Origin of the sequence: Klebsiella sp. CN_Kp106 (assembly GCF_040064575.1) — a bacterium.
GTDB lineage: Bacteria > Pseudomonadota > Gammaproteobacteria > Enterobacterales > Enterobacteriaceae > Klebsiella > Klebsiella michiganensis.
Window position 1 is genome coordinate 1 of record NZ_JBEAIG010000057.1, and the last position, 24,816, is coordinate 24,816.

Annotated in this window: 25 protein-coding genes; 12 read left to right on the forward strand and 13 right to left on the reverse strand. The window is 57.9% G+C overall.

What is annotated here, in order from left to right; translation table 11 throughout:
• Positions 1-350 precede the first annotated feature (350 nt).
• Genes paaX through ABLU96_RS19755 form a run of 3 tightly spaced genes read left to right on the forward strand, consistent with a single transcriptional unit; the run spans position 351 to position 2,301 of the window.
• Complete coding sequence (paaX, locus tag ABLU96_RS19745) at positions 351-1,277, forward strand: phenylacetic acid degradation operon negative regulatory protein PaaX (protein ID WP_163520933.1); 927 nt, start codon at positions 351-353, stop codon at positions 1,275-1,277.
• Between the two features lie 9 nt (positions 1,278-1,286).
• Entirely contained in the window at positions 1,287-1,883 is a 597-nt protein-coding gene (paaY, locus tag ABLU96_RS19750) for a phenylacetic acid degradation protein PaaY (protein WP_014229191.1), read from the forward strand.
• 7 nt (positions 1,884-1,890) lie between these two features.
• Positions 1,891-2,301, forward strand: a complete 411-nt coding sequence (locus tag ABLU96_RS19755; RefSeq protein ID WP_086074107.1) for a GFA family protein — start codon at positions 1,891-1,893, stop codon at positions 2,299-2,301.
• A 37-nt stretch (positions 2,302-2,338) separates the two neighbouring features.
• Here ABLU96_RS19755 and azoR read toward each other — a convergent pair whose 3' ends face one another.
• The gene (azoR, locus tag ABLU96_RS19760; RefSeq protein WP_014229193.1) at positions 2,339-2,944 is read right to left on the reverse strand and encodes an FMN-dependent NADH-azoreductase; all 606 of its coding nucleotides are present in this window, start codon (positions 2,942-2,944) and stop codon (positions 2,339-2,341) included.
• Positions 2,945-3,148: 204 nt separating this feature from the next.
• Here azoR and hrpA point away from each other — a divergent pair, with 204 nt between their 5' ends.
• Positions 3,149-7,051 (forward strand): ATP-dependent RNA helicase HrpA, encoded by a 3,903-nt coding sequence (gene hrpA, locus ABLU96_RS19765; RefSeq protein ID WP_348862741.1) that lies wholly within the window; start codon positions 3,149-3,151, stop codon positions 7,049-7,051.
• A 48-nt stretch (positions 7,052-7,099) separates the two neighbouring features.
• On the opposite strand, the gene ABLU96_RS19770 is transcribed toward hrpA, so the two are convergent.
• From ABLU96_RS19770 to ABLU96_RS19795, 6 genes are all read right to left on the reverse strand, one after another.
• Positions 7,100-7,759 (reverse strand): O-methyltransferase, encoded by a 660-nt coding sequence (locus ABLU96_RS19770; protein WP_048263580.1) that lies wholly within the window; start codon positions 7,757-7,759, stop codon positions 7,100-7,102.
• A gap of 15 nt (positions 7,760-7,774) precedes the next feature.
• Positions 7,775-9,154: an efflux transporter outer membrane subunit gene (locus tag ABLU96_RS19775; RefSeq protein WP_025107915.1), complete on the reverse strand. Its 1,380-nt coding sequence runs from the start codon at positions 9,152-9,154 to the stop codon at positions 7,775-7,777.
• Entirely contained in the window at positions 9,151-10,236 is a 1,086-nt protein-coding gene (locus ABLU96_RS19780) for an HlyD family secretion protein (RefSeq protein ID WP_014229197.1), read from the reverse strand. The genes ABLU96_RS19775 and ABLU96_RS19780 overlap by 4 nt, the downstream gene beginning before the upstream one ends.
• A 22-nt stretch (positions 10,237-10,258) precedes the next feature.
• Positions 10,259-11,911 carry an MFS transporter gene (locus tag ABLU96_RS19785; RefSeq protein WP_014229198.1) on the reverse strand — a complete coding sequence of 551 codons (1,653 nt, stop codon included), beginning with the start codon at positions 11,909-11,911 and terminating at the stop codon, positions 10,259-10,261.
• Entirely contained in the window at positions 11,911-12,342 is a 432-nt protein-coding gene (locus tag ABLU96_RS19790; protein WP_014229199.1) for a MarR family transcriptional regulator, read from the reverse strand. Before ABLU96_RS19790 ends, ABLU96_RS19785 begins: the two co-directional genes overlap by 1 nt.
• Positions 12,343-12,517: 175 nt before the next feature.
• On the reverse strand, positions 12,518-13,792 hold the full coding sequence (locus ABLU96_RS19795) for a Glu/Leu/Phe/Val dehydrogenase (RefSeq protein WP_014229200.1): 1,275 nt from the start codon (positions 13,790-13,792) through the stop codon (positions 12,518-12,520).
• A gap of 411 nt (positions 13,793-14,203) precedes the next feature.
• On the opposite strand from ABLU96_RS19795, the gene ABLU96_RS19800 reads away from it, so the two are divergent.
• Both ABLU96_RS19800 and aldA read left to right on the forward strand, forming a co-directional pair.
• The gene (locus ABLU96_RS19800) at positions 14,204-14,995 is read left to right on the forward strand and encodes a YdcF family protein (RefSeq protein ID WP_064375228.1); all 792 of its coding nucleotides are present in this window, start codon (positions 14,204-14,206) and stop codon (positions 14,993-14,995) included.
• 271 nt (positions 14,996-15,266) lie between these two features.
• On the forward strand, positions 15,267-16,706 hold the full coding sequence (aldA, locus tag ABLU96_RS19805; RefSeq protein WP_025107910.1) for an aldehyde dehydrogenase: 1,440 nt from the start codon (positions 15,267-15,269) through the stop codon (positions 16,704-16,706).
• Between the two features lie 165 nt (positions 16,707-16,871).
• On the opposite strand, the gene gap is transcribed toward aldA, so the two are convergent.
• Entirely contained in the window at positions 16,872-17,870 is a 999-nt protein-coding gene (gene gap / locus ABLU96_RS19810; RefSeq protein WP_004850532.1) for a type I glyceraldehyde-3-phosphate dehydrogenase, read from the reverse strand.
• Positions 17,871-18,125: 255 nt separating this feature from the next.
• On the reverse strand, positions 18,126-18,620 hold the full coding sequence (locus tag ABLU96_RS19815; protein ID WP_014838362.1) for a GNAT family N-acetyltransferase: 495 nt from the start codon (positions 18,618-18,620) through the stop codon (positions 18,126-18,128).
• A gap of 89 nt (positions 18,621-18,709) precedes the next feature.
• On the opposite strand from ABLU96_RS19815, the gene ABLU96_RS19820 reads away from it, so the two are divergent.
• Positions 18,710-19,633 carry a LysR family transcriptional regulator gene (locus tag ABLU96_RS19820; RefSeq protein ID WP_162557344.1) on the forward strand — a complete coding sequence of 308 codons (924 nt, stop codon included), beginning with the start codon at positions 18,710-18,712 and terminating at the stop codon, positions 19,631-19,633.
• 132 nt (positions 19,634-19,765) lie between these two features.
• Positions 19,766-20,737 carry a sensor domain-containing diguanylate cyclase gene (locus ABLU96_RS19825; protein ID WP_014229205.1) on the forward strand — a complete coding sequence of 324 codons (972 nt, stop codon included), beginning with the start codon at positions 19,766-19,768 and terminating at the stop codon, positions 20,735-20,737.
• 65 nt (positions 20,738-20,802) lie between these two features.
• Here ABLU96_RS19825 and ydfZ read toward each other — a convergent pair whose 3' ends face one another.
• Positions 20,803-21,006: a putative selenium delivery protein YdfZ gene (gene ydfZ, locus ABLU96_RS19830; protein WP_004850536.1), complete on the reverse strand. Its 204-nt coding sequence runs from the start codon at positions 21,004-21,006 to the stop codon at positions 20,803-20,805.
• Positions 21,007-21,297: 291 nt separating this feature from the next.
• Here ydfZ and ABLU96_RS19835 point away from each other — a divergent pair, with 291 nt between their 5' ends.
• Positions 21,298-21,495, forward strand: coding sequence for a hypothetical protein (locus tag ABLU96_RS19835; RefSeq protein ID WP_014229206.1), 198 nt, complete (start codon positions 21,298-21,300; stop codon positions 21,493-21,495).
• A 120-nt stretch (positions 21,496-21,615) separates the two neighbouring features.
• Here ABLU96_RS19835 and ABLU96_RS19840 read toward each other — a convergent pair whose 3' ends face one another.
• Both ABLU96_RS19840 and ABLU96_RS19845 read right to left on the reverse strand, forming a co-directional pair.
• Positions 21,616-21,780 carry a hypothetical protein gene (locus tag ABLU96_RS19840; RefSeq protein WP_004850538.1) on the reverse strand — a complete coding sequence of 55 codons (165 nt, stop codon included), beginning with the start codon at positions 21,778-21,780 and terminating at the stop codon, positions 21,616-21,618.
• A gap of 21 nt (positions 21,781-21,801) precedes the next feature.
• Complete coding sequence (locus ABLU96_RS19845) at positions 21,802-22,044, reverse strand: DinI family protein (RefSeq protein ID WP_004101739.1); 243 nt, start codon at positions 22,042-22,044, stop codon at positions 21,802-21,804.
• 225 nt (positions 22,045-22,269) lie between these two features.
• On the opposite strand from ABLU96_RS19845, the gene cybB reads away from it, so the two are divergent.
• The 3 genes from cybB (at position 22,270) to ABLU96_RS19860 (ending at position 24,383) form a co-directional block, all read left to right on the forward strand.
• Positions 22,270-22,797 (forward strand): cytochrome b561, encoded by a 528-nt coding sequence (gene cybB, locus ABLU96_RS19850; protein WP_025107908.1) that lies wholly within the window; start codon positions 22,270-22,272, stop codon positions 22,795-22,797.
• A gap of 169 nt (positions 22,798-22,966) precedes the next feature.
• Positions 22,967-23,242, forward strand: coding sequence for a metal/formaldehyde-sensitive transcriptional repressor (locus ABLU96_RS19855; RefSeq protein WP_004101746.1), 276 nt, complete (start codon positions 22,967-22,969; stop codon positions 23,240-23,242).
• 22 nt (positions 23,243-23,264) lie between these two features.
• A complete protein-coding gene (locus ABLU96_RS19860; protein WP_014229209.1) occupies positions 23,265-24,383 on the forward strand; it encodes an S-(hydroxymethyl)glutathione dehydrogenase/class III alcohol dehydrogenase in 1,119 nt (372 codons plus the stop codon).
• Between the two features lie 52 nt (positions 24,384-24,435).
• Here ABLU96_RS19860 and ABLU96_RS19865 read toward each other — a convergent pair whose 3' ends face one another.
• Positions 24,436-24,711: a hypothetical protein gene (locus tag ABLU96_RS19865; protein WP_025107907.1), complete on the reverse strand. Its 276-nt coding sequence runs from the start codon at positions 24,709-24,711 to the stop codon at positions 24,436-24,438.
• Positions 24,712-24,816: the final 105 nt, after the last annotated feature.

The window sequence follows — 24,816 nt, forward strand, 5'->3', positions numbered from 1 at the left end:
CGTCTGCGGGTCGGTAGCCCGGGTAAGGCGTTTACGCCGCGACCCGGGGAGTGTGCCGGGGTTGATGTATCAGCTCTGCCTCTTCCCGGCTCGCGCTGCGCTTAGCCGGGCTACGTGTTCACCGTCGTCTGCGGGTCGGTAGCCCGGGTAAGGCGTTTACGCCGCGACCCGGGGAGTGTGCCGGGGTTGATGTATCAGCTCTGCCTCTTCCCGGCTCGCGCTGCGCTTAGCCGGGCTACGTGTTCACCGTCGTCTGCGGGCCGGTAGCCCGGACAGGTGCGTCAGCACCGCCTCCGGGATTTCCTGTGCTATGATTCAAAAAGGACAAAAATCACAACAGAATGAATCAGATGAGTAAACTCGACACCTTTATTCAACAGTCCGTCGCCGCGATGCCCATTAGCGGGACCTCGCTTATTGCTTCTTTATACGGCGACGCCTTGCTCCAGCGCGGCGGAGAGGTCTGGCTCGGCAGCGTGGCGGCGCTGCTGGAAGGGCTCGGATTCGGCGAACGATTCGTGCGTACCGCGCTGTTCCGCCTGAATAAAGAAGAGTGGCTCGATGTGGTGCGCATTGGCCGCCGCAGCTTCTACCGCCTCAGCGACAAAGGCCTGCGCCTGACCCGCCGGGCGGAGCATAAAATCTATCGCGCCAGCGCTCCGGAGTGGGACGGTACCTGGCTACTGCTGCTGTCGGAAGGGCTGGAGAAGAGCACTCTGGCGGAAGTCAAAAAACAGCTGCTGTGGCAGGGATTTGGCGCGCTGGCGCCGAGCCTGCTGGCTTCGCCATCGCAGAAGCTGGCGGACGTGCAATCTCTGCTGCACGAAGCGGGCGTAGCGGAAAACGTTATCTGTTTCGAAGCGCATTCCCCGCTGGCGCTCTCCCGGGCGGCGCTGCGCGCTCGCGTTGAAGAGTGCTGGCATCTTACCGACCAGAACGCGATGTATGAAACGTTTATCGCCCTGTTTCGACCGCTGCTGCCGCTGCTTCGCGACTGTGAGCCCGCGGAGCTGACGCCTGAACGCTGCTTTCAAATTCAGCTCCTGCTGATTCACTTCTATCGCCGGGTGGTGCTGAAAGATCCGCTGCTGCCCGAAGAACTGCTCCCCGCGCACTGGGCCGGACAAACCGCGCGCCAGCTGTGCATCAATATTTATCAACGCGTTGCGCCCGGCGCGCTGGCGTTTGTCGGCGAGAAGGGCGAAAGCTCGGTGGGGGAACTTCCCGCGCCGGGGCCGCTCTATTTCCAGCGCTTCGGCGGGCTGTCGGGTGTATAAGGAGGCACTATGCCCATTTATCAGATTGACGGTATGACGCCGGTTGTACCGGACGAAAGCTATGTTCATCCCACCGCCGTGCTGATTGGCGACGTGATCCTCGGCAAAGGGGTCTACGTCGGGCCTAACGCCAGCCTGCGCGGCGATTTTGGCCGTATCGTGGTGAAAGATGGCGCTAACATCCAGGATAACTGCGTGATGCACGGCTTTCCCGGCCAGGATACGGTGGTGGAAGAAGAGGGGCATATCGGCCACGGCGCGATTCTGCACGGCTGCACCATCGGCCGCAACGCGCTGGTGGGGATGAGCGCGGTGATTATTGACGGGGCCAGGATTGGGGAAAACAGCATCGTCGGCGCTTCGGCCTTTGTGAAAGCCAACGCCGAAATGCCCGCCAACCATCTGATTGTCGGCAGTCCGGCAAAAGCCATTCGTACATTAAGCGAACAGGAGCTGGCCTGGAAGAAGCAGGGGACGCGGGAGTATCAGGTGCTGGTGGAGCGCTGCAAACAGACGCTGCATCAGGTGGAACCGCTCAAAGAAGCAGAGCCGGACAGAAAGCGGCTGATCTTTGACGAGAATTTGCGGCCGAAATCATCATCCTGAGGGGAAAATCATGGCAGAGAAATTATCCGCTCAGTGCCACTGCGGCGCGGTGGCGTTTACCGTTGAGCTCAGCGATGGCTTCAACACCGTTCGCCGCTGTAACTGTTCATATTGCCGGATGCGTGGGGCGGTTGCGGTCTCCGCGCCGCTTTCAGGAATAGAGGTGGTGCGCGGACGGGATAAGCTCACGGAGTATCGTTTTAATACCGGTCAAGCCGTGCACTTTTTCTGCTCGGTATGCGGGATCTACACCTTTCATCAGCGGCGTTCAAACCCGCAGCAGTACGGCGTGAATGTGGCCTGCATTGACGGCGTGTCGCCCTTCGATTTTCCCTGCGTGGAGGTCAACGACGGCGTGAATCATCCGAAAGATGGCGGCGGTGGCGTAGTGGGGTATTTGCGCTACGAGAAAAAATGAAACTCTCCTCCCGCCGGGAAGCGGGAGGAGTCAACTCTTATGCGGCTACAACGCTGTCGATAGCGGCTTTTGCATCAGACTGCGCTTTCGCTGCGACTTCCGGGCCGTAGGCGATGCCTTCAGCAAACACGAAGTTCACATCGGTAATGCCGATAAAGCCGAGGAAGGTGGAGAGGTAAGGGGTCACCAGATCGGTCGGGGTATCTTTATGGATACCGCCGCGGCTGGTGACGACAACCGCACGTTTACCTTTCACCAGACCTTCCGGCCCTTTCTCGGTGTAGCGGAAGGTCACGCCAGCGCGCGCCACCAGGTCGAAGTAGTTTTTCAACTGGGTCGGGATGTTGAAGTTGTACATCGGCGCCGCGATAACAATCACATCGTTCGCCTGCAGTTCAGCGATCAGTTCGTCAGAAAGCGCCAGCGCTTCCTGCTGACGCGGCGTCAGCGGCGCGTCGCTCGGACGCAGAGCGCCAACCAGCTCGCCGTCCAGTACCGGAATTGGGTTTGCAGCCAGGTCGCGCACGGTGATAACGTCTTCCGCGTGCTTTTCACGCCATTGTTCAACAAAATAGTCGGACAGCTGACCAGATTGCGAGTACCCTGCCAGAATACTGGATTTCAGAACTAATACTTTGCTCATGGGTGTTTCCTTTTTTAATGTGATTGACGGGCCGATGCCCTGGTGCTTGTTGACACTCTATTCACAATCATGCCACAGAGAAAGCGCAATAAATCGAACTCTGTATTCAGTTTTTTTGAACAAGGCACGAAATGCGCGGATGTGGTACTCTAACGCAATACTTCAAAAGAGATTTTTCCCGGCAGTGCGCTGCCCGATAACGCTATGACAGAACAACAAAAAATGACCTTCTCATCGCTCTTTGAACGGCTTGATGGCCTGATGCTGCGCGATAAGTCGCGCTTCGCCCGTCGCCTGCACGGCGTGAAGAAGGTTAAAAATCCTGATGCCCAACAGGCCATTCTTCAGGAGATGGCGCAAGAAATTGAACAGGCGGCAGGGAGAGTCCTGCTGCGCGAAGCCGCGCGGCCGGCGATCGCTTATCCGGAAAACCTGCCGGTTAGCCAGAAAAAACAGGAGATTCTCGAAGCCGTTCGCGATCACCAGGTGGTGATTGTGGCGGGGGAAACCGGGTCGGGGAAAACCACCCAGCTGCCAAAAATTTGTATGGAGCTGGGGCGCGGCGTTAAAGGCTTAATTGGCCATACGCAGCCGCGTCGCCTGGCCGCGCGTACCGTCGCCAACCGTATCGCCGAAGAGCTGCAAACGGAGCCCGGCGGCTGCATCGGCTATAAAGTTCGCTTTAGCGACCACGTCAGCGATAACACCATGGTTAAGCTGATGACCGACGGTATTCTGCTGGCGGAAATCCAGCAGGACCGACTGCTGATGCAGTATGACACCATCATTATCGATGAAGCGCACGAACGCAGTCTCAATATCGACTTCCTGCTCGGTTATTTGCGGGAACTGCTGCCCCGTCGCCCGGATCTGAAAATTATTATCACCTCGGCGACCATCGATCCGGAACGCTTCTCGCGCCACTTTAACAACGCCCCGATTATCGAAGTGTCCGGGCGCACTTACCCGGTAGAAGTGCGCTATCGACCCATCGTTGAAGACGCCGACGACACCGAGCGCGATCAACTGCAGGCGATTTTCGACGCCGTTGATGAGCTCGGGCGTGAAAGCCCCGGCGATATCCTCATTTTTATGAGCGGCGAGCGCGAAATTCGCGATACCGCCGATGCGCTCAATAAGCTGAATCTGCGCCATACCGAAGTGCTGCCGCTGTATGCGCGACTGTCCAACAGCGAACAGAATCGCGTGTTCCAGGCCCACAGCGGGCGGCGGATAGTGCTGGCCACCAACGTCGCGGAAACCTCGCTGACCGTGCCGGGCATCAAGTACGTTATCGATCCAGGCACCGCGCGTATCAGCCGCTACAGCTTCCGGACCAAAGTACAGCGCCTGCCGATTGAGCCGGTTTCCCAGGCGTCGGCTAACCAGCGTAAGGGCCGCTGCGGCCGCGTCTCCGAAGGGATCTGTATTCGTCTTTATTCTGAAGACGACTTCCTGTCGCGTCCGGAGTTTACCGACCCGGAGATTCTGCGCACCAACCTGGCGTCGGTTATTCTGCAAATGACCGCGCTCGGGCTCGGCGATATTGCCGCGTTCCCGTTCGTTGAAGCGCCGGACAAACGCAATATTCAGGACGGCGTGCGCCTGCTGGAAGAGCTGGGAGCGATTACCACTGATGAACAGCAGACCGCCTATAAGCTGACGCCGATGGGCCGCCAGCTGAGCCAGCTACCGGTGGACCCGCGTCTGGCGCGCATGGTGCTGGAAGCGCAAAAACACGGCTGCGTGCGCGAGGCGATGATTATCACCTCGGCGCTCTCTATTCAGGATCCGCGCGAGCGGCCAATGGACAAGCAGCAGGCGTCCGACGAGAAACACCGCCGCTTCCACGACAAAGAGTCCGACTTCCTGGCGTTCGTCAACCTGTGGAACTACCTGGGCGAGCAGCAAAAAGCGCTCTCCTCGAACCAGTTCCGCCGCCAGTGCCGGGTCGATTTTCTCAACTACCTGCGCGTGCGCGAGTGGCAGGATATCTACACCCAGCTGCGTCAGGTGGTCAAAGAGCTCGGCCTGCCGGTCAATAGCGAGCCGGCGGAGTATCGCGAAATTCACACCGCGCTGCTGACCGGTCTGCTGTCGCACATCGGTATGAAAGACGCCGACAAGCAGGAGTTTACCGGCGCGCGCAACGCCCGCTTCTCCATCTTCCCCGGATCGGGGCTGTTTAAAAAGCCGCCGAAATGGACGATGGTCGCCGAACTGGTGGAAACCAGCCGTCTGTGGGGGCGCATCGCCGCGCGCATTGAGCCGGAGTGGGTCGAGCCGGTGGCGCAGCATCTGATCAAACGCTCGTACAGCGAACCCCACTGGGAGCGCGGGCAGGGCACGGTGATGGCGACGGAGAAGGTGACCGTTTACGGCCTGCCGATTGTCGCTGCCCGCAAGGTCAACTACAGCCAGATTGACCCGGCGCTGTGCCGCGAGCTGTTTATCCGCCACGCGCTGGTGGAGGGCGACTGGCAGACTCGCCACGCTTTCTTCCGCGAAAACCTGAAGCTGCGCAACGAAATTGAAGAGCTGGAGCATAAATCGCGCCGTCGCGACATTCTCGTCGATGACGAAACGCTGTTTGAGTTCTACGACCAGCGCATCAGCCATGACGTCATCTCCGCGCGCCACTTTGATAAATGGTGGAAGCAGGCCAGCCGCGAGACGCCGGATCTGCTCAACTTTGAAAAGAGCATGCTGATTAAGGAAGGCGCGGAGCAGGTCAGCAAGCTCGACTATCCGAACTTCTGGCATCAGGGCAACCTCAAGCTGCGTCTGACCTATCAGTTCGAGCCGGGCGCCGACGCCGACGGCGTGACGGTGCATATTCCGCTGCCGCTGCTCAACCAGGTGGAAGAGGCCGGGTTTGAGTGGCAGATCCCGGGGCTGCGCCGGGAGCTGGTTATCGCCCTGATTAAATCGCTGCCGAAGCCGGTGCGCCGCAATTTTGTCCCGGCGCCAAACTACGCGGAAGCGTTTCTCGGTCGCGCGACGCCGCTGGAGCTGCCGCTGCTGGATTCACTGGAGCGCGAGCTGCGGCGGATGACCGGCGTGACTATCGACCGCGAGGCCTGGCAATGGGATCAGGTGCCCGATCACCTGAAAATCACTTTCCGGGTGGTGGACGAGAAAAACAAGAAGCTGCAGGAAGGGCGTTCGCTGCAGGATCTGAAAGATGCGCTGAAAGGTAAGGTGCAGGAGACGCTGTCCGCGGTCGCCGATGACGGTATCGAGCAGAGCGGGCTGCATATCTGGAGCTTTGGCCGGCTTCCGGAGAGCTACGAGCAGAAGCGCGGTAACTACAAAGTTAAGGCCTGGCCGGCGCTGGTGGACGAACGCGACAGCGTGGCCATCAAGCTGTTTGATAATCCGCTGGAGCAGCAGCAGGAGATGTGGCGCGGCCTGCGCCGCCTGCTGCTGCTGAATATCCCGTCGCCGATAAAGTATCTGCACGAAAAGCTGCCGAATAAAGCCAAGCTGGGGCTCTATTTCAACCCCTACGGTAAAGTGCTGGATCTGATCGATGACTGCATCGCCTGCGGCGTGGATAAGCTGATTGACGAAGCGGGCGGCCCGGTATGGAGCGAAGAGGGCTTTACCGCGCTGCATGAAAAGGTGCGCGCCGAGCTGAACGAGACGGTTGTGGACATTGCCAAACAGGTCGAACAGATCCTGACCGCGGTCTTTAACGTCAACAAACGCCTGAAAGGGCGCGTGGATATGACCATGGCGCTGGGGCTGTCGGATATCAAATCGCAGATGAGCGGGTTGGTGTATCGCGGTTTCGTCACCGGTAACGGCTTCCGCCGCCTTGGAGACACGCTGCGCTATCTGCAGGCGATTGAAAAACGGCTGGAGAAAATGGCCATCGATCCGCACCGCGACCGCGCGCAGATGCTTAAAGTGGAGAGCATCCAGCAGGCGTGGCAGCAGTGGCTGAATAAGCTGCCGCCTCAGCGCCGTCAGGATGACGACGTGCAGGAGATCCGCTGGATGATTGAAGAGCTGCGCGTCAGCCTATTCGCCCAGCAGCTCGGCACGCCGTATCCGATTTCCGACAAGCGGGTACTGCAGGCAATGGAGCAGATTACGGCCTAGGCCGAAGCTTTCCCCGGTGGCGCAGGCTGCCGGGGAGGGCGGATAGCGTCAGGCGTTCACCCACGCGAGGGTGAACCCATCCCAGCCTTTGCTGCCCACGGTTTGCAGGGCCGTGACCGTCAGTCGCGGGTCGCTGCCCATCATGTCGATAAACGCTCTGACGCCCTGCACCCGCTCATCCGCGCTCTCCGGATTCGTCACTTCGCCATCGCGCACCACGTTATCGCCCACAATCACTGTCCCCGGACGGGAATAGCGTAACGCCCAGCGCAGATAGTGGGGATTATTGGGCTTATCCGCATCGATAAAAATGAGATCGAACGGCGGGCGCTCTCCCAGCGTTTCGAGGCTGGTCAGCGCCGGACCTTCCAGCACCGCAACGCGATCGTCCACGCCCGCCAGGCGCAGGTTCTCGCGGGCGACGGCGGCATGGTGCGCGTCGGCCTCCAGGGTAAGTAATTCGCCATCGGCGGGCAATTCTCTGGCCATCCAGATGGTGCTGTAGCCGCCGAGCGTGCCAATCTCGAGGATGCGTCTGGCGCCCGTCATGCGCACCAGCAGGGCCAGAAACTGCCCCTGATTAGCGGCAACGTCGATAGCCGGAAGCCCGGCGCGCTGGTTATTCTCCAGAACCTGGCTGAGTAGCGGATCGGTGGGGATTAACGCTGTCACGAGATAATTATCTACTGCCGACCACTGTTGTTGCATGTCAGGTTTCCCGTATTACATCCCTGATGAATCAGACCAGCCGCCTCCCAGCGACCGGTACAAATCAACTTGCGCCAGCAGCAGGTTGTTTTTCACCTGTACCACGCTGAGCTGGGTGGAAAACAGCGTGCGCTGGGCGTCCAGCACGTCCAGATAGGAGGAGTAGCCGTTGCGATAGCGGTTTTGCGCGATGCGCAGCGTCTCCTGGGCCACCTTCTCCTGCGCCTGCAGCTCCGCCAGCTGCTCGCCGTAGCGGCCGATGGCATCGAGACTGTCATTCACCTCTTTAAACGCGCCGCGTACCGTTTTCTCATAGCTAAACAGCGCCTGATTGCGCTGGGCCATCGAAACGTCCACCTGGGCATTCAGCGCCTGGCGGTTGAGCAGCGGCGCCAGAATGCTGCCGCCGAGGCTCCATAAGCGTAGCGGATTATCCAGCAGGTCGGGCAGGGTGCGATCCTGCAGGCTGCCGGTGGCGGTAAGGTTAATGGACGGCAGCAGCTGCGCCTGCGATGACGCCAGGGTGGCGTCGGCGGCCACCAGCTGACGCTGGGCCTGAACGATATCCGGTCGGCGGTTGAGCAGGGTTGACGGCAGCTGGGAAGGTAGCGATAGCGGCGACAGCTGCGCGAACGCGTTGCGCTTAACGGCGTCCGGATTGGCGCCGAGCAGAAGGCTGAGCGCATTTTCCTGCTGGGCGATTTGGTGGCGCAGCGGCGGAATTTGCGCGCGCGTGGAGCGCAGTTCGGAGTCCGCCTGCATCAGCTCCAGGCGTGAGGTATAGCCCGTCTCAAACTGGCGCTTCGCCAGGTTGAAGGCATCTTCGCGCGATTTTAACGTTTGCTGCGTCACCCGCAGCTGTTCATCCAGCGAGAGCAGGGTGATATAGCCGGCCGCTACCGAAGAGGCGACGGTCAGATTCGCCGCTGCGGCAGCCGCCTTTTGCGCCTCCAGGCTGGCTTGCGCCGCGCTGGCGGCGCTGCGGTTTACTCCCCAGAGATCAACATCGTAGCTGGCGGTTAGCGCGCCTTTATACACCGTACTGTGGACCGGCAGGCCGGTAGCGGCCGACTGGGACCGCGCGCGGGTGCCGGTCAATCCGGCGTCAAGGGAGGGAAACAGGCTGCTATCGGCGGCGTAAGCCCGCGCCTGGTACTCGTTGACCCGTTCGCGGGCTATCAGCACGTCGCTGTTGTAGCGCAGCGCCTGGTCAACGTAGAGATTGAGCGTACTGTCGTGGAAGTTGCGCCACCACACGCCCTCAACCGGGCTGGAGGGGCCGACATCCGCCCGCCAGGCGGCGGGGATCTGCAGCCCGGGCGCGGCCCGTTGAACGTCGGCGGACTGGCAGCCGGCCAGCGCAAGCATAACGGCGAGAGCGAGCGGACGGATCATTGCTGCTCCTCCGCGCGGGTATCGATGGTGACCTGCACCGACATGCCCGGCCGCAGGCGCTGGCCGTTTTTCTGCCCCTCATCAACGGCGATGCGTACCGGAATGCGCTGGGCGATTTTGACAAAGTTACCGGTGGCGTTATCCGGCGAAATAGCGCTGAACTCCACGCCGGTCGCCGGGGAGATGCTCTGCACCGTACCGGTGAATTTCTCGCTGTTCAGCGCATCCACGGTAAAGGTCACCGGCTGTCCGACGCGCACCTGGGCCAGCTGGGTCTCTTTCAGGTTAGCGATCAGCCAGTGCTGCGGCGGCACCAGCGAGGTCAAATGCGTCCCGGCGGTCACGTATGCGCCAAGGCGAACGGAGATTTGCCCAAGCTGACCGTCCGTCGGCGCGATAATACGGGTGTTTTGCAGGTCGATCTGCGCCAGCTCCAGCGCGGCTTTCGCATTGGCGACGTCGGCGAGCAGCGAGTCACGATTAACGATGGTCGATTGCAAATCCTGGCGCGACATCTCCAGCGTTGCTTTGGCCTGCTCGATATCCGCGGTGCCCTGCGCCGCGCTGGCGCGGGCGGAATCGCGTTCGCGAATCGATAGTGAGCCGTCGGCGGTCAGCTCCTGAACGCGTTTTAAATCCGCCTGGGTTTTCAGATTCTGCGCGCGGGCGTTTTGCAGCGCCGCTTCGTTACGGGTGATGACCGCTTCGGCGCTTTTACGCTGCTGCTGATTGTTCTTCAGCGCCGCCTCTTTCATCGCCAGCTGAGCTTCCGCCTGATGGACGCGCTGCTTATAGATGCGGTCGTCGATTTGAAACAGCACGTCGCCGGCTTTTACCTGATTAAAATCCTGGACCTTAACCTCGGTGATATAACCGTTGACCTGCGGGCTGATAAACGTGGTTTGCCCGCGAACGTAGGCGTTATCGGTAAACTGGCTTTCTCGGGTAAACGGCGGCAGCTGCCAGGCGTAGAGAATAACCAGTACGCCAACGATGCCAATGGCGGCGGCGGTAAAAATAGAGACGATGCGAATATTATTTCGGGTATTGGCCTGCTGTTTGGCCGCATCCTGCTGACTCATAATAACTCCAGAGTGAAAATTTTTATTTGCTTCCCGTCGCGCGCTTCAGCGCGATACGAGCGGTAATACGTAATCTTATTAAGCGCCAGAAAACCCATACCAGCGTGGCGGCTGAAATCGCCGCCGTCAGCAGATAGGTATCATTGTAAGCGAGAATATTGGCCTGCAGGGTGGCGGCGTTTTGCAGCAGCGTGGTGGCCTGAACGTTGAGCAACGTGCTGTCGCCAATCTGGCTTTGATACATCTGGCTGTACTGCTGCAAACGCTCGGTAATCAGCGGATTGAGCGTGGTAAGCTGGTCGGCGAGCTGGCTGGAGTGAAACTTCTCCCGCCAGGTCTGAAAGGTGCCGAGAATAGCGGAACCCAGCAGGCCGCCGATATTCTGGCTCATGCCGAACAGCACCGAGAAGCTCACCAGGTTGCGCTGGTCGGCAATGACGCCGCCAATCCCCGCCAGCATCGCCGGGGCGAGGAAAAAGGCGCTGCCGAAGCCCAGCAGAAACTGGCTGAACATCAGCTGCTCCGGTCGCGTGAGGATCGTCGACTGGCTGTCGAGCAGCGAGGCAACCATAATCAACGCCAGCGCCGTGGCGGTGGGCCAGTAGAGGCGCTGCGGGTTGAGCGTCAGGCAGCTGGCGACGATGCCGCAGACGATCCCGGCGAAAATCGACCATGCCAGGTTGGTCATCTGTTCATTCTGCAAACCGACGTACTGCAGCCAGCCGATAACGCCGGTATTCTGCTCCGCCAGCACGATGCGGATCAGCAGCATAATCAGCCCGAGGCGCAGAATACTGCCGCTGGAGAGCCATTTGATATTGAGCAGCGGGTTGCTGCGGTTATGCTCAAAGGCAATCGCGGAGACAATCAGCACCACCGCGCCCGCCAGCGCCCAGCCGATCCACGGCGCTTCAAACCACCAGTCCAGTCGTCCCAGCGACAGCACCGCGGTGACCAGCGCCATCCCCGGCGCCAGCAGGAAGAAGGTGATGAAGTCTTTCTTCTCAAACACCTTTTTACGATCGCTTGGCGGCAGCTTGAGGGCGATCACGCAGGCCAGCGACACCAGCGCCAGCCCCAGCTCAAAGAAGTACAGCCCGCGCCACTCGTCGATTTGCAGCAGCTCGGTTGAGAACAGGCGCGCCAGCGGGATCGCCAGGGATGAACCGGTGATGCCGATGGTCAGCGCTTTGAGCCGATGGCGGGCGGGCCAGGCCTGCACCTGATAATAAATCCCCAGCGAGCTTAGCGCTGCGGCCACCATGCCGTGGGCGGCGCGCACCATCAGCGCTGAACTGAGGTCGTTGACGAACAGGTGGAAAAAGGTCACCAGCACGTAGAGAACGAGAAAACCCTCGGTAAAAGCGCGCAGGCCGAACTGCTGGCGAAACTTCACCAGCAGCAGGTTGATGGAGACGTTGGTCATCACGTAGACCGCCGGGAGCCAGGCAATCTCGGTTGACCAGGCGGCAAAGGTACCCTGTAACAGCTGAAGATTGGCGGTCACCACCGCGTTGCCGAGCGCGCCCGTCAGGCAGACCAGCAGCCCGACGATCCCGTAGGCAATACGTTTTGGCGTACTGTGGATGGGGGTCGACGGCGAGCCAAGAATCGCCGGTTTTTCGTGCGGGGCCCAGTCGTGAGGAACATAGGGATTAGCGTGACGACGCGGCATTATTTTTTCTCAACCTCGCGCAGCAGCTTCTCCAGTACCCGTTGCGTCTGCCGCTGCTCTTCGGGGGTAATGGCGGTAAGGATCTCCTCCCGCAAATCATCGGCCACCGTTTTCACCTGCTGATACACCTCAAGGCCTTTGGCGGTAGCGATCAGCAGTCGTTTACGCTTGTCGCGTTCGGTTTTCACCCGCTCGACCAGACCGAGATCGACCAGCCGGTTGAGCAGCGGTACGAGGGTTGCGCTTTCGACGCCCAGCTCCTGGGCCAGTTCGCTTTGCGATAGCGGCTTTTCGTTGCGCGCGATGGCGGAAACGGCGACCCAGCTGGCCTGGCTCATGCCGAGGTCCTTGAGCCGACGGTTGACCGCCAGGCGCCAGTGGTGGGCGGTCAGATATAAAAGATGGGAAAAGTTAAGCTGTCGGTTATCCATAGGTCAGTCTGCAATATCGTTAGAGCTCTAATGATTTTTGCCTGACCAGAACGAGAATTCAAGCCTGATTGATAAAAACAGGTTAACGGTATGTGCGTTTATTGTGGAAGATGCTTTGGGAGGGGGGAAGAGAGTTCTGATCTCAGCCCGGCATTAACTGGGCTGAGAAGGGGGATTATCCCGGATAAATACCGCGATCTTTACGCGCCATCAGAATTCGCTCACAGGCCACGATATAGGCGGCGGTACGTAAAGAGCACGCTTTTTCCACCGCTTTTTCGTAAACGTGAACGATCGCATCGGTCATGATACGGTCCATCTTGGCGTTGATCTCTTCTTCGCTCCAGAAGAAGCTGGCCATATCCTGCACCCATTCGAAGTAGCTCACGGTGACGCCGCCGGCATTACAAATAACGTCCGGCACCACCACGATGCCGCGCTCGGCCAGCACGTCGTCCGCTTCCGGATAGGTCGGGCCGTTAGCGCCTTCAAGCACCAGTTTGCAGCTGAGGGTTTCCGCGCGCTCGCGCGTAATCTGACCTTCCAGCGCCGCCGGGATCAGAATATCCATCGGCGTCGTCCAGAACGCTTCTTTGTCAATTTCGCGGGCGCCCGGGAAGCCGGCAATTTGCTTGTTCTCCGCCTGCCATGCGGTCAGCGCGGCCATATCAATGCCGCCCTCGTTATACAGCGTGGCGGTGTGGTCCTGAATCACCACAATCCGCGCGCCGACGCCCGCGAACAGGCGGGCCGCTTCGCTGCCCACGTTACCAAAACCCTGCAGCGCGACTTTGGCACCCTCGATTTCGATACCGCTGCGGCGAGCCACTTCACGACCGGTGACGAATACGCCGCGGCCGGTGGCTTTTTCACGGCCCAGCGAACCGCCGAGGTGAATAGGCTTGCCGGTGACCACGCCGGTGATGGTGGTGCCGTGGTTCATGGAGTAAGTATCCATCATCCAGGCCATCACTTTACCGTTGGTACCAACGTCCGGCGCCGGAATATCTTTTTGCGGCCCGATGATAATGCCGATCTCGCTGGTATAACGACGGGTCAAACGTTCCAGTTCACCCTCTGATAGTGAGAACGGGTCGACGCGGATACCGCCCTTGGCGCCGCCGTAGGGAATATTGACTGCCGCACACTTGATGGTCATCCAGGCTGAAAGCGCCATCACTTCATTCAAATCGACATCCGGATGGTAGCGCACGCCGCCTTTACCCGGTCCACGCGAGAGGTTGTGCTGGACGCGGTAGCCTTCGAAGTGGCGGATAGTGCCATCATCCATTTGTACCGGAATATCAACGATCAGCGCGCGTTTCGGATGGCGCAGGGTTTCGATCCAGTAGGCGAGATCGCCGAGATAGGGCGCAACGCGATCGATTTGACGCAGGTAGGTGGTCCATGGAGATGTACTACTTTCAGAAGCGTAAGATAACTTTTCCATAAGAGTCCTGTTTCGCAGTGATAATTATTTTGTTAACCGTGGAAAGGTACAGCTATAAACTCTGTAACGAGAATGTTATCACCAATTTAATGGGACGGTATTTGGCAAAAATGCAGAATATGCTGTCGTTGCGGCTGGGGTTCGGCTTTTTATGAATAAAAAAACGGAAAACAAGGCCATCAATGGATGAATATGCACCTTTGTGCATTAAAGCCGTAGTTGTGACCCTTTATCTCTATTTATCAGAATCTTGACCCTCTTCAAAAAGTGAATAAAACGCTATGTATATGTGTTGACTTTGTTGCTTAACGGGCGTGGGTATTCTGTTCGCACTTTATTACCCCAAAGTACGCTGTACCGTCTAAGATGGTGGCCGTTAATGTCAGGCTAAGAACGCTAAAAGGAGAGAACATGTCAGAGCATTTTCCATCGCTGCCGGAGGCGGTACTGGCCGCGGCGAATCAGCTGGGGGCCTGGCTGGCGCAGGATGATTTACCGCAGGATCCGCAAATAGAGCTGGTGGTGCTGGCAGGCAATGCGGTGATCCCGACCATTGATTTCGCCTGCCGGCTGGCAGCGCATCACGCCGTTCCTCTGCTGATCAGCGGCGGTATCGGCCACTCCACCTCGTTTTTATACCAGTCGGTGTTGAATGACCCGCGCTACAGCACCATTCCGGTAGACGATCGCGCCGAGGCGCATATTCTGGCCGACATTGCCCATCAGTTCTGGGCGATTCCGCGCCAACGAATCGTGGTGGAAGACCGCTCCACCAACTGCGGCGAGAACGCGCGCTTTACCCGGCAGATGCTGGAGCACAACGGCATTGCGCACCGTACGGGCGTGGTGGTTCAGGATCCGACCATGCAGCGGCGAACGATGGCGACATTTGCCCGCGTCTGGCAAGACGACCCGCGTGCGCCGATGTGGTACAGCGCGCCGGGCTGTTCACCGGTGTTGTGTAACGGGCGTGACGGCGTCACGTTCAGCGGGAAAGAGGCGGGTCTGTGGCCGGTGGGGCGCTATCTGGCGCTAATCCTCGGTGAACTGCCGCGGCTGACGGATAACCCGCAGGGCTACGGCCCCCTGGGTAAGGGATTTATCGCTCATGTGGATATTCCGCCGCACATCGCTCAGGCGTGGCAGACGCTGCGCGACGACCGCCTGCTCTCCGATGCGCTAAGCGCGCGTCAGCTGGCTTAGGGAATGGCGCGGCATGCCATGATAGCCAGCCCGCATTTCCCCTTCGAACGCAGGACCTATTAGCCGGTAACTCTCATCCTGCCCGTTTGCGTTAGCGATATCGCAAACGGGCATCATCTGTTATTGAATTGTGATTTTTTACGCCCCGGATTGCTCCGTTTTTATGAAATATCTCACAAAAACAAGTGCTCATGCTGTCCCTTTGCCTGATGGGCGATAATTTTTAACATCTAGTTCACCTGTTAAAAACAATAATCCTGAGGAGCAGACCATGACAGCACCCGTTCAACACCCTATGTATATTGACGGCCAGTTTGAACCCGGCCGCGGTGATGCATGGATTGATGTGATCAATCCGGCGACGGAAGCGCTGATTTCGCGTATTCCCGACGGCAGCGCGGAAGATGCCCGGCGCGCGATTCTGGCCGCTGAGCGCGCGCAGCCGGGCTGGGAAGCCCTGCCGGCGATTGAACGAGCGGGGTGGCTGCGCAAAATCGCTGCCGGTATCCGCGAGCGGGCCGAGGAGATCGCCGCGCTGATCGTCGCCGAGGGCGGAAAAATACAGCAGCTGGCCGCGGTGGAGGTCTCCTTTACCGCCGATTATCTGGATTATATGGCCGAATGGGCGCGCCGTTATGAAGGTGAAATTGTACAGAGCGACCGGCCGGGGGAAAATATTCTGGTATTCAAGCGCGCGCTGGGCGTGACCACCGGCATTCTGCCGTGGAATTTTCCGTTCTTCCTGATTGCCCGCAAGCTGGCGCCGGCGCTCATTACCGGTAATACCATCGTGATTAAACCGAGTGAATTTACGCCGAATAACGCCATCGCTTTTGCGCAAATCGTCCATGATATCGGCCTGCCGAAAGGGGTCTTTAACCTGGTGCTGGGGCGCGGCGAAACCGTGGGCCAGGAGCTGGCGAGCAATCCGAAAGTGGCGATGGTCAGCATGACCGGCAGCGTCGCCGCGGGTGAGAAGATTATGGCCGCGGCGGCGAAAAACATCACCAAAGTGTGTCTGGAGCTGGGCGGTAAAGCGCCCGCTATCGTGATGGACGATGCGGATCTTGAGCTGGCGGTTAAGGCAGTGGTGGATTCTCGCGTAATTAATAGCGGGCAAGTGTGTAACTGCGTTGAGCGCGTATATGTGCAAAAGGGCATTTACGATCGCTTCGTTAACCGTCTGGGCGAAGCGCTGAAGGCGGTGCAGTTTGGCGATCCGGCGTCTCGCGACGATATCGCAATGGGACCGTTGATTAACGCCGCCGCGCTGGAGCGCGTGGAGCAGAAGGTGGCGAAAGCGGTGGCCCAGGGCGCGCGCGTTGTCCTGGGTGGGAAAGCGGTGACGGGTAAGGGCTATTTCTATCCGCCGACGCTGCTGCTGGACGTGCGCCAGGAGATGGATATCGTGCATGAAGAGACGTTCGGTCCGGTGCTGCCGGTGGTGGCGTTTGATACCCTTGAAGAGGCGCTGGCGATGGCCAACGATAGCGATTACGGGCTGACGTCGTCAATCTATACCCGCGATTTGAACGTCGCGATGAAGGCGATCAAAGGGTTGAAGTTTGGTGAAACCTATATTAACCGCGAGAACTTCGAAGCGATGCAGGGTTTCCATGCCGGATGGCGTAAATCGGGCATCGGCGGCGCCGACGGGCGTCATGGTCTGAATGAGTATCTGCAAACCCAGGTGGTCTATCTGCAGGTCTGAGTCAGCAGAGAACCGGTGGGCTTCCCGGAGGCGATGCTGCGCATCTGTCCGGGCTACCCAGCCCGCAGACCGCCTCCCGGGTCGCGGCTGACGCCTTACCCGAGCTACCCAAACGCAGGCCGCACGTACCTGTAGCCCGGGCAAGGCGTCAGCCGCCCCCGGGATTTATTTGGCGAACTTATCCAGTACGCGGATAAGCTGGGTAACGAAGCCATACTCGTTATCGTACCAGGAGACGGTTTTCACCAGCTGGAGATCGCCAACCTCGGCAATCTCCAGCTGCGTGGCGTCATAAATGGAACCGAAATGGCTGCCAATCACGTCCGACGAGACGATCTCCTCTTCGGTGTAACCGAATGATTCGTTGTTCGTCGCCGCGTTTTTCATCGCCTGATTGACTTCTTCGGCGGAGACCTTTTTCTCCAGCACCGACACCAGCTCAGTCACCGACCCGGTTTTCGTCGGCACGCGCTGGGCGTGGCCCTTCAGCTTGCCGCTAAGCGCTGGAATAACCAGCCCGATGGCTTTCGCCGCCCCGGTTGTATGCGGAATGATATTTTCCGCCGCCGCGCGGGAAGCGCGTAGATCTTTGCCGCGCGGGCCGTCAACCAGCGATTGCGTACCGGTATAGGCGTGAATGGTGGTCATGGTTCCCACCTTAATACCAAAGGCGTCATTCAGCACTTTCGCCATCGGCGCCAGGCAGTTGGTGGTGCAGGAGGCCACGGAAATAATCGTATCGTTTGCCTCCAGCGTGTCGTCGTTAACGTTATAGACAATGGTTTTCATATCGCCAGCGGGCGCGGAGATAAGCACTTTTTTAGCGCCGGCGGTCAGATGAGCTTGCGCTTTTTCCGCGGAGGTATAAAAACCCGTACACTCGACAATCAGCTCGGCACCGACCGCTTTCCACGGAATATGCTGAGCCTCTTTTTCGGCATAAACGGTAATTTTTTTGCCGTCAACGATAAGCGCATCTTCAGTAAAATCGACGCTCCACGGGAATGGTCCGTAGTTAGAATCATGCTTAAGCAGGTAGGCCAGTACCTTGGGGGAGGTGAGGTCGTTGATGGCGACGACCTCTAAAGGACTATTAACCTCCAGTAATCGGCGCAGTACTAAACGTCCAATACGCCCAAATCCATTAATCCCGAGTTTACTCATGAAGAATCTCCAGGTCAGTTGAACTGTCAGGTGAAAACTTCTCCAGGCTTAGTTCAGCTGGCGGAATAGGGCAACCAACGATTTTTCCGGCGCCGTTAAATGCTGATAAAAACGCGTACGGAAAAGTGAATAAATTCGGCGGGTTGTGGGCGGGGCATTAAGGGTTAATAATTTTTTGTTTCAGCTTTATACGCCGCGGGCATATTGGCAAGGGGTTGAAAAGATGGGCCCGGGAAGGGCCCGCCGGGTGGCCGATTATTCGGCGTTCCCGCCCCGTTCAGCAAAAGCGGCAAGCGCGGCGCCGTCAAGGCGATAGCGAACCCACTCACTTTGCGCAACGGCGCCAATGCTCAGATAAAAATCAATGGCCGGCTGGTTCCAGTCGAGCACGCTCCACTCCAGGCGACCGCACTCTCTTTTTACCGCCAGCTGAGCGATGGTTCGCAATAGCGCTTTTCCAGCGCCGCGACCGCGAAATTCGGGAGTGACGTACAGATCTTCCATATAGATGCCGTTTCGACCGAGCCAGGTGGAATAGCTGGTGAAGAACACCGCGTACCCGGCAACCTTATTGTCAATCTCGCAGATTAGCGCTTCCGTTTTGCTGTCGCTGGCGAAAAGCGATGCCTGGATTTCATCTACCGTGGTGACCACCTGCTCCGGCGCTTTTTCATAAACCGCAAGCTCGTAAATCATGTCATAAATTGCTTTTGCGTCCGCCGGGCGGGCCTGACGAATGGTCATATTCATTGGAGTACCTGTTGTGCCATCGTGAGTTTGATACCGCCAAGCATAAACGTTAAGGTTAGAAGAATTAAGTGCAATGAAATCACCCAATGATGAATATTATGCATCCTGCGCTTCGCCGTCTTGATTTGAATCTGCTGCCGGTATTTGAGGCGGTCTACCGCTATCGTTCGGTGCGCCTGGCGGCGGAAGAGCTGGCGATGAGCACATCAGCGTTAAGCCACGCGCTATCCAGACTGCGCGCCGCGCTCAACGACCCGCTTTTCTATCGCGAAGGTCATCGTATGTGCCCCAGCGTATACGCCACCCAGCTCGCGCCTTCCATCGCTTCGGCGCTCAAGTTTTTAGATCAGGAGCTTACTCCGCAGCCGAAGTTTGTTGCCTCAGCCAGTACCGACTGCCTACAGATAGCGATCACGGACTTCACCGCGCAGTGCGTTTTCCCGACGCTGATGCCCAGGCTACAGCAACAGGCGCCAGGCCTGCGTTTCGAACTGCGCTATCTGCCGCACAGCCCGGCGCTGACGGAACTGCTGGCCGGCGAGGTGGATTTAGCGCTGGGATTTAGCGCGCTGGATGAAGCAGAGCATCCGGAGCTGGATGAGATTTGCTGGCTGAAAGATGATTATGTTGCGATAAGCAGCGCCAGGCGATCCCGGCTCACGCTGACGGACTACCTGGCAGCACAGCATCTGGTAGTCACCCCGTGGAATGAAAGCCAGGGCGTTCTCGACGTGCAGCTTGCGAAAATGGGCTTCTCGCGGCATATCACCATCAAAACCCCCTCTATGCTGAGCGCGCCAGCTATTATTGCGCAAAGTGAACTGCTTATGGCGATACCGCGCTCTGCCGCGGCAAAAATGACTGACGCGGCGACGCTGAAGGTCTTTGAACTACCGTTTGAGGTTCCGCCGTTTGAAGTGAAAATCTATTCCCACAAGCGGAGCGGGCAGCGCGGCGCGAGCCAGTGGCTGAAAGAGAGGCTGAGGGAGTGGGCCGCGACGGAACGAACCTGATGTCTCGTTTGACGAGTCAGCGAAATATGCTTAACTCATGAGACAACAAATGTGAATCGTCTGTTAACAGCCTGATGCGCGCTTCAGTGATAAGCGCAGCGTCATCTATCCTGATAACGTAAGAGAGAAAAATTGAAATTAGCCGGACTCCATCCCGATGAACTGCGTCGCCTGCAATCGCTGCGGGCATCCGGATTACTTAATAGCGGAAAAGAAGAGCGTTTCGATCGCCTGACCCGGCTTGCGCGTACGCTCTACGATCTGCCGGTGGCGTCGGTTAGCCTCGTGGGAGAAAATACCCTGCATGTAAAATCCTGCGCCGGACTTGAAGTCGATACCCTGCCGAGGGATATCACGTTCTGCGCGCATACTATCCTGCAGACCGACCCTTTAATCGTTAATGACCTGCAGCAGGATCTGCGCTTTCACGATAACCCGCTGGTCACGGAAGCGCCTTTTATCCGCTTTTATGCCGGATACCCGGTACAGCTGCCTGACGGCGCGACGGTCGGCGCGTTCTGCCTGATGGACCACAAGCCGCGCGCCTTTTCCGTGCATGAGATACAAATATTAAGCGACCTGGCCGCCATCGTGGAAGATGAATTCAAGGTGCTCGACGCGGCGACCGCCGATGAGCTGACGGGGCTGTTCAACCGCCGGGGTTTTATGTCGTTAGCGGAGTACGCGCTGCTGACGGCCAGGCGGCGCAATGAACCGGCGAGCCTCGTATTTATCGATCTCGATCGCTTTAAGCTGATTAACGATACCTGGGGTCATGAACAGGGGGATAAAGCCCTGACGGCGATGGCTGATTTGATGAAAGCCACCTTCCGGGAGTCGGATATCATTGCCAGGCAGGGCGGAGATGAGTTTATTATCCTGCTTGCTAATACTGCCCAGCAGGCGGCGGGCATCGCGATGGCGCAGCTAAGCAATAACGTTGCTGAATATAATCAACAGGCGGGCAATCCGTGGCAGCTGGCCTTTTCCTGGGGCTGCGTTGAATACGACCCTGCAACGCATCATAGCCTCAATGAGATCGTTGCGGTGGCGGACCGGCGCATGTATCAGGCGAAGACCAGCCATGGCGCCGAGCGCCGGTAGGGAACCGCCCGGCGTCGCCAGCCGATATTCGGCGTCTGGCTGATGCCGCGGCGGCTTGCGCTTCCTTAGTGGAGACCAAGGCGGATCAGTTCAACGGGCTCGAACTTACCTTCCGTCCCTTCCACTTCGACTGTCTTATTACGGCGCAGCTGGGCTGGCGTTAAGCCCGTCGCGTGGATAGCGATAATTTTACCGGTTTTACCCGTCCCGTTAATCATCACCTGGCTGCCGTTAGTAATAGGATTGCGGTTACGATCGTAAGTGATCATGCTGATTTCTCCTTTTAATCATCGGGTGGTAACAATCGCTTCTCGCGCCGGGCTGCCCCCGGCGCGGACGTAATACCAATACGCCTCTCGGCCCGTCATTTTGTTGTTTTTGATCAACTTCACACTTTTTAGCGTCCCTCAACGGGCTAACGAGCCGGAGACAGGCTTTGCCTGACCCGGAATCCGTACTGCTTTTGAAGACGATTCCGCGGGTATCAACCCCCGTGGAGGCCCGGGTTGCAGTCGCTGATGCGGCTGCTAAACTTTTTTCGGGCATAACGGAGCGGAACGATGAAGAACAAAGAAGAGCAAACGGGGCTGATTGGTCTTGCCATTGGCGCGGCGGTTATTGGCCTGGTCTCTGGCCAGAAGCCAATCAACCGGGAAAGCATTGTTGAAGAACTGGTGAGGCTGGGCAGACAGAAGGGGGATGGCGTCGAGGACGAGATTTTTATGCAGGCGGCAACGCTGGTGCGCAAGGGGGTATGATCCCGCCGGTAGAAGAAGCCCGGGTAGGCGAAAACCCGGGATTAAACGGGGAGGAAGGTCATCATAAGATACGCTATCACAATGCATATCAGCGCCATGTACCAGACAAAACTCATTCTGTTACCCGCCCTGTAGCGCCATGCCGGTCACCGCGTTAACCACGGTCGCGGCCATCAAAACGCCGCCGACGATAGCGCAGGCACGGTTTTTCCGGGTCGCCCCCAACGTCAACATCACCACCGCTGCGGCAAAGAGGGGGATGGCTATTATGCTGAAAGTGTTCATCGTTTCCTCAACACTCGTCCGTTAATCTTCCTGCATCCACATATCGGCTTCTTCGAACATCTCCTGCACGGCGCGGCTGATCTGCTCCTTCTCGTGCTTGCTGGCGTCAGTATTGATGGAGGCCAGGGTCATCATCGGCTTAACGCGGACGTCGGCATCGGGAAAAATGCGATGCACTCGCTTCGTCAGTTCATTAAGAATGATCTCTTTAGCGCCGGCCAATCCCTCGAAATTTCTTTTGTCATAAATCAGCTCTACGAACATTTTTTATCCCGTTTATGGTAATAGCAGGGAGTATTGTACTGTGATTATATACAGCGTCAAGGCCGAGGTATACGTTCCCCGTATTCCTGCGCCGGGGATAACTCGCCGCTTTTGCATTAAATGCGTGAAACCGACAATTGTTTTTTTATAAGTACGTAAAAGTTAATGAATTTTTAATAAAAGGTGTTTATGTTGGCGATATCACCGTTTTATTAAGGGTTTCTCATGCGCGATAAATATTCTGGCCTGCAAATTGGCATCCACTGGCTGGTGTTTCTTTTAGTGATAGGCGCTTACGCGGCGATGGAGCTGCGGGGCTTTTTCCCCCGCAGCGCGCGGCCCGTCATCAATATGATTCACGTCTCCTGCGGGATTTCTATTTTTGTTCTGATGGTGGTGCGCCTGTTGGTGCGTCTCAAATCTCCGGCGCCGCCAATTGTGCCTAAGCCGTCGCCGATGATGACCGGCTTCGCGCATCTGGGGCATCTGGTTATCTATCTGCTGTTTATCGCGCTGCCGGCCATCGGCATGGTCATGATGTACTACCGCGGTAACCCGTGGTTCGCGTTTGGCCTGACCATGCCGCACGCGGCGGAAAGCAACTTTGAGCTGGTGGATACCCTGAAAGCGTGGCACGAGCTGCTGGCCAATACCGGCTACTTTATCATTGGCCTGCACGCGCTGGCGGCGCTGTTGCACCACTACTTCTGGAAAGATAACACGCTGCTGAGGATGATGCCTCGCAGGCGTTAAACCTCGATAAACCCGCTTCGGCGGGTTTTTTTGTCTCATTCTTCGGGGGCCTCAACTTCCGCTAAGCGCAAATTCTCGCCGCTATGCTACGGTTAAAGCGGCGAAGCCATTTGCCTCATGGCAACAATAAATATAGTATACCCCCCTATATGATATGGAGGGCGTCACCATGCCACATTCACCTGAAGATAAAAAGCGTGCCCTCAGTCGGGTAAGGCGCATCCGTGGCCAGGTTGAAGCGCTCGAGCGGGCGCTGGAATCCGGCGAACCCTGTATGACCATTCTGCAACAAATCGCCTCAATTCGCGGCGCCGCCAACGGCCTGATGGGAGAGATGGTTGAAATTCATCTGCAGGATGAACTGGTCAGCGGCGAAACGACGCCAGACCAGCGCGCCGCCAGAATGGCGGAAGTCGGGCATCTGCTACGGTCCTATTTAAAATAAAATCACCACGAGGAAGAGAGATATGAAATCACGTGCAGCCGTCGCGTTTGGCCCAGGCCAGCCGCTTTCAATCGTTGAGATTGACGTCGCGCCGCCAAAAAAAGGCGAAGTGCTGGTCAAAATCACCCATACCGGCGTATGCCACACCGATGCCTTTACCCTCTCAGGCGACGATCCGGAAGGCGTTTTCCCGGCGGTACTGGGCCATGAAGGCGGCGGGATTGTCGTTGAAGTGGGGGAAGGCGTGACCAGCCTGCAGCCGGGCGACCACGTTATTCCTCTGTATACCGCCGAATGCCGCGAGTGTAAGTTCTGTAAATCCGGCAAAACTAACCTCTGCCAGGCGGTGCGCGCTACTCAGGGTAAAGGCCTGATGCCGGACGGCACCACCCGTTTCTCCTATAACGGTGAACCGATTTATCACTATATGGGGACCAGTACCTTCAGCGAATACACCGTAGTGGCCGAAATTTCGCTGGCAAAAGTGAACCCGCAGGCGCCGCTGGATAAAGTCTGCCTGCTGGGCTGCGGCGTCACTACCGGTATCGGCGCGGTGCACAATACGGCGAAAGTAAAAGAGGGCGATACCGTCGCCGTCTTCGGCCTCGGCGGGATCGGCCTGGCGGTGATCCAGGGCGCGGTACAGGCGAAAGCCGGGCGCATTCTGGCGGTGGATACCAACCCGGAAAAATTCACTCTCGCGAAAGAGATGGGCGCGACCGACTTTATCAACCCGAATGATTACGATAAGCCGGTGCAGGATGTGATTGTTGAACTCACCGACGGCGGCGTCGACTTTAGCTTCGAGTGTATCGGTAACGTCAACGTGATGCGCGCGGCGCTGGAGTGCTGCCACAAAGGCTGGGGCGAAAGCGTCATCATCGGCGTTGCCGGCGCGGGCCAGGAGATTAAAACCCGCCCATTCCAGCTGGTCACCGGGCGCGTCTGGCGCGGCTCCGCGTTCGGCGGCGTGAAAGGGCGTACCCAGCTGCCGGGAATGGTTGAAGAGGCGATGGCGGGGAAAATTCGCCTCGATCCGTTTATTACCCACCGTATGCCGCTGGATCAAATCAACGAAGCGTTTGATCTGATGCATGAAGGTAAATCCATTCGTACCGTCATTCATTTCGGCGAGAATTGATTTTCCTGGTGAAAAATAACCCGGGCATGCCCGGGTTATCGTTTAAGAGGGATTACTCCCGCCGCAGGTTTTCATAACCATTCTGCCATCGCCGCTGTTCCCGCCGCTCCCGTTCACGTTGAATATCCGATTTCTCATCTTCCCAGACCGCGCAGTGCGGCCCGCTGAACACCTCGCAGGGCTGTGGGCTGGCGGTGAGCGGAGACGCGGCTTTCTCTTCCCAAATCGTCGGATCGCGCAGGTCCACTTCCGGGGCTTTTAACGCCTGAGCCGAGGCGGCGGCTAACATGAAGGTGCCTGCGAGCAGGCGGCAGGGTGAACTTTTCATCCATTATCCTTGTTCAGTTGTTATTATTGATAACCATTCGCAATAGTAACATAGCTGAATGAAAATGGCTTGCTTAGGCGGGAGAAGATGATTTTGCTTTCGCGC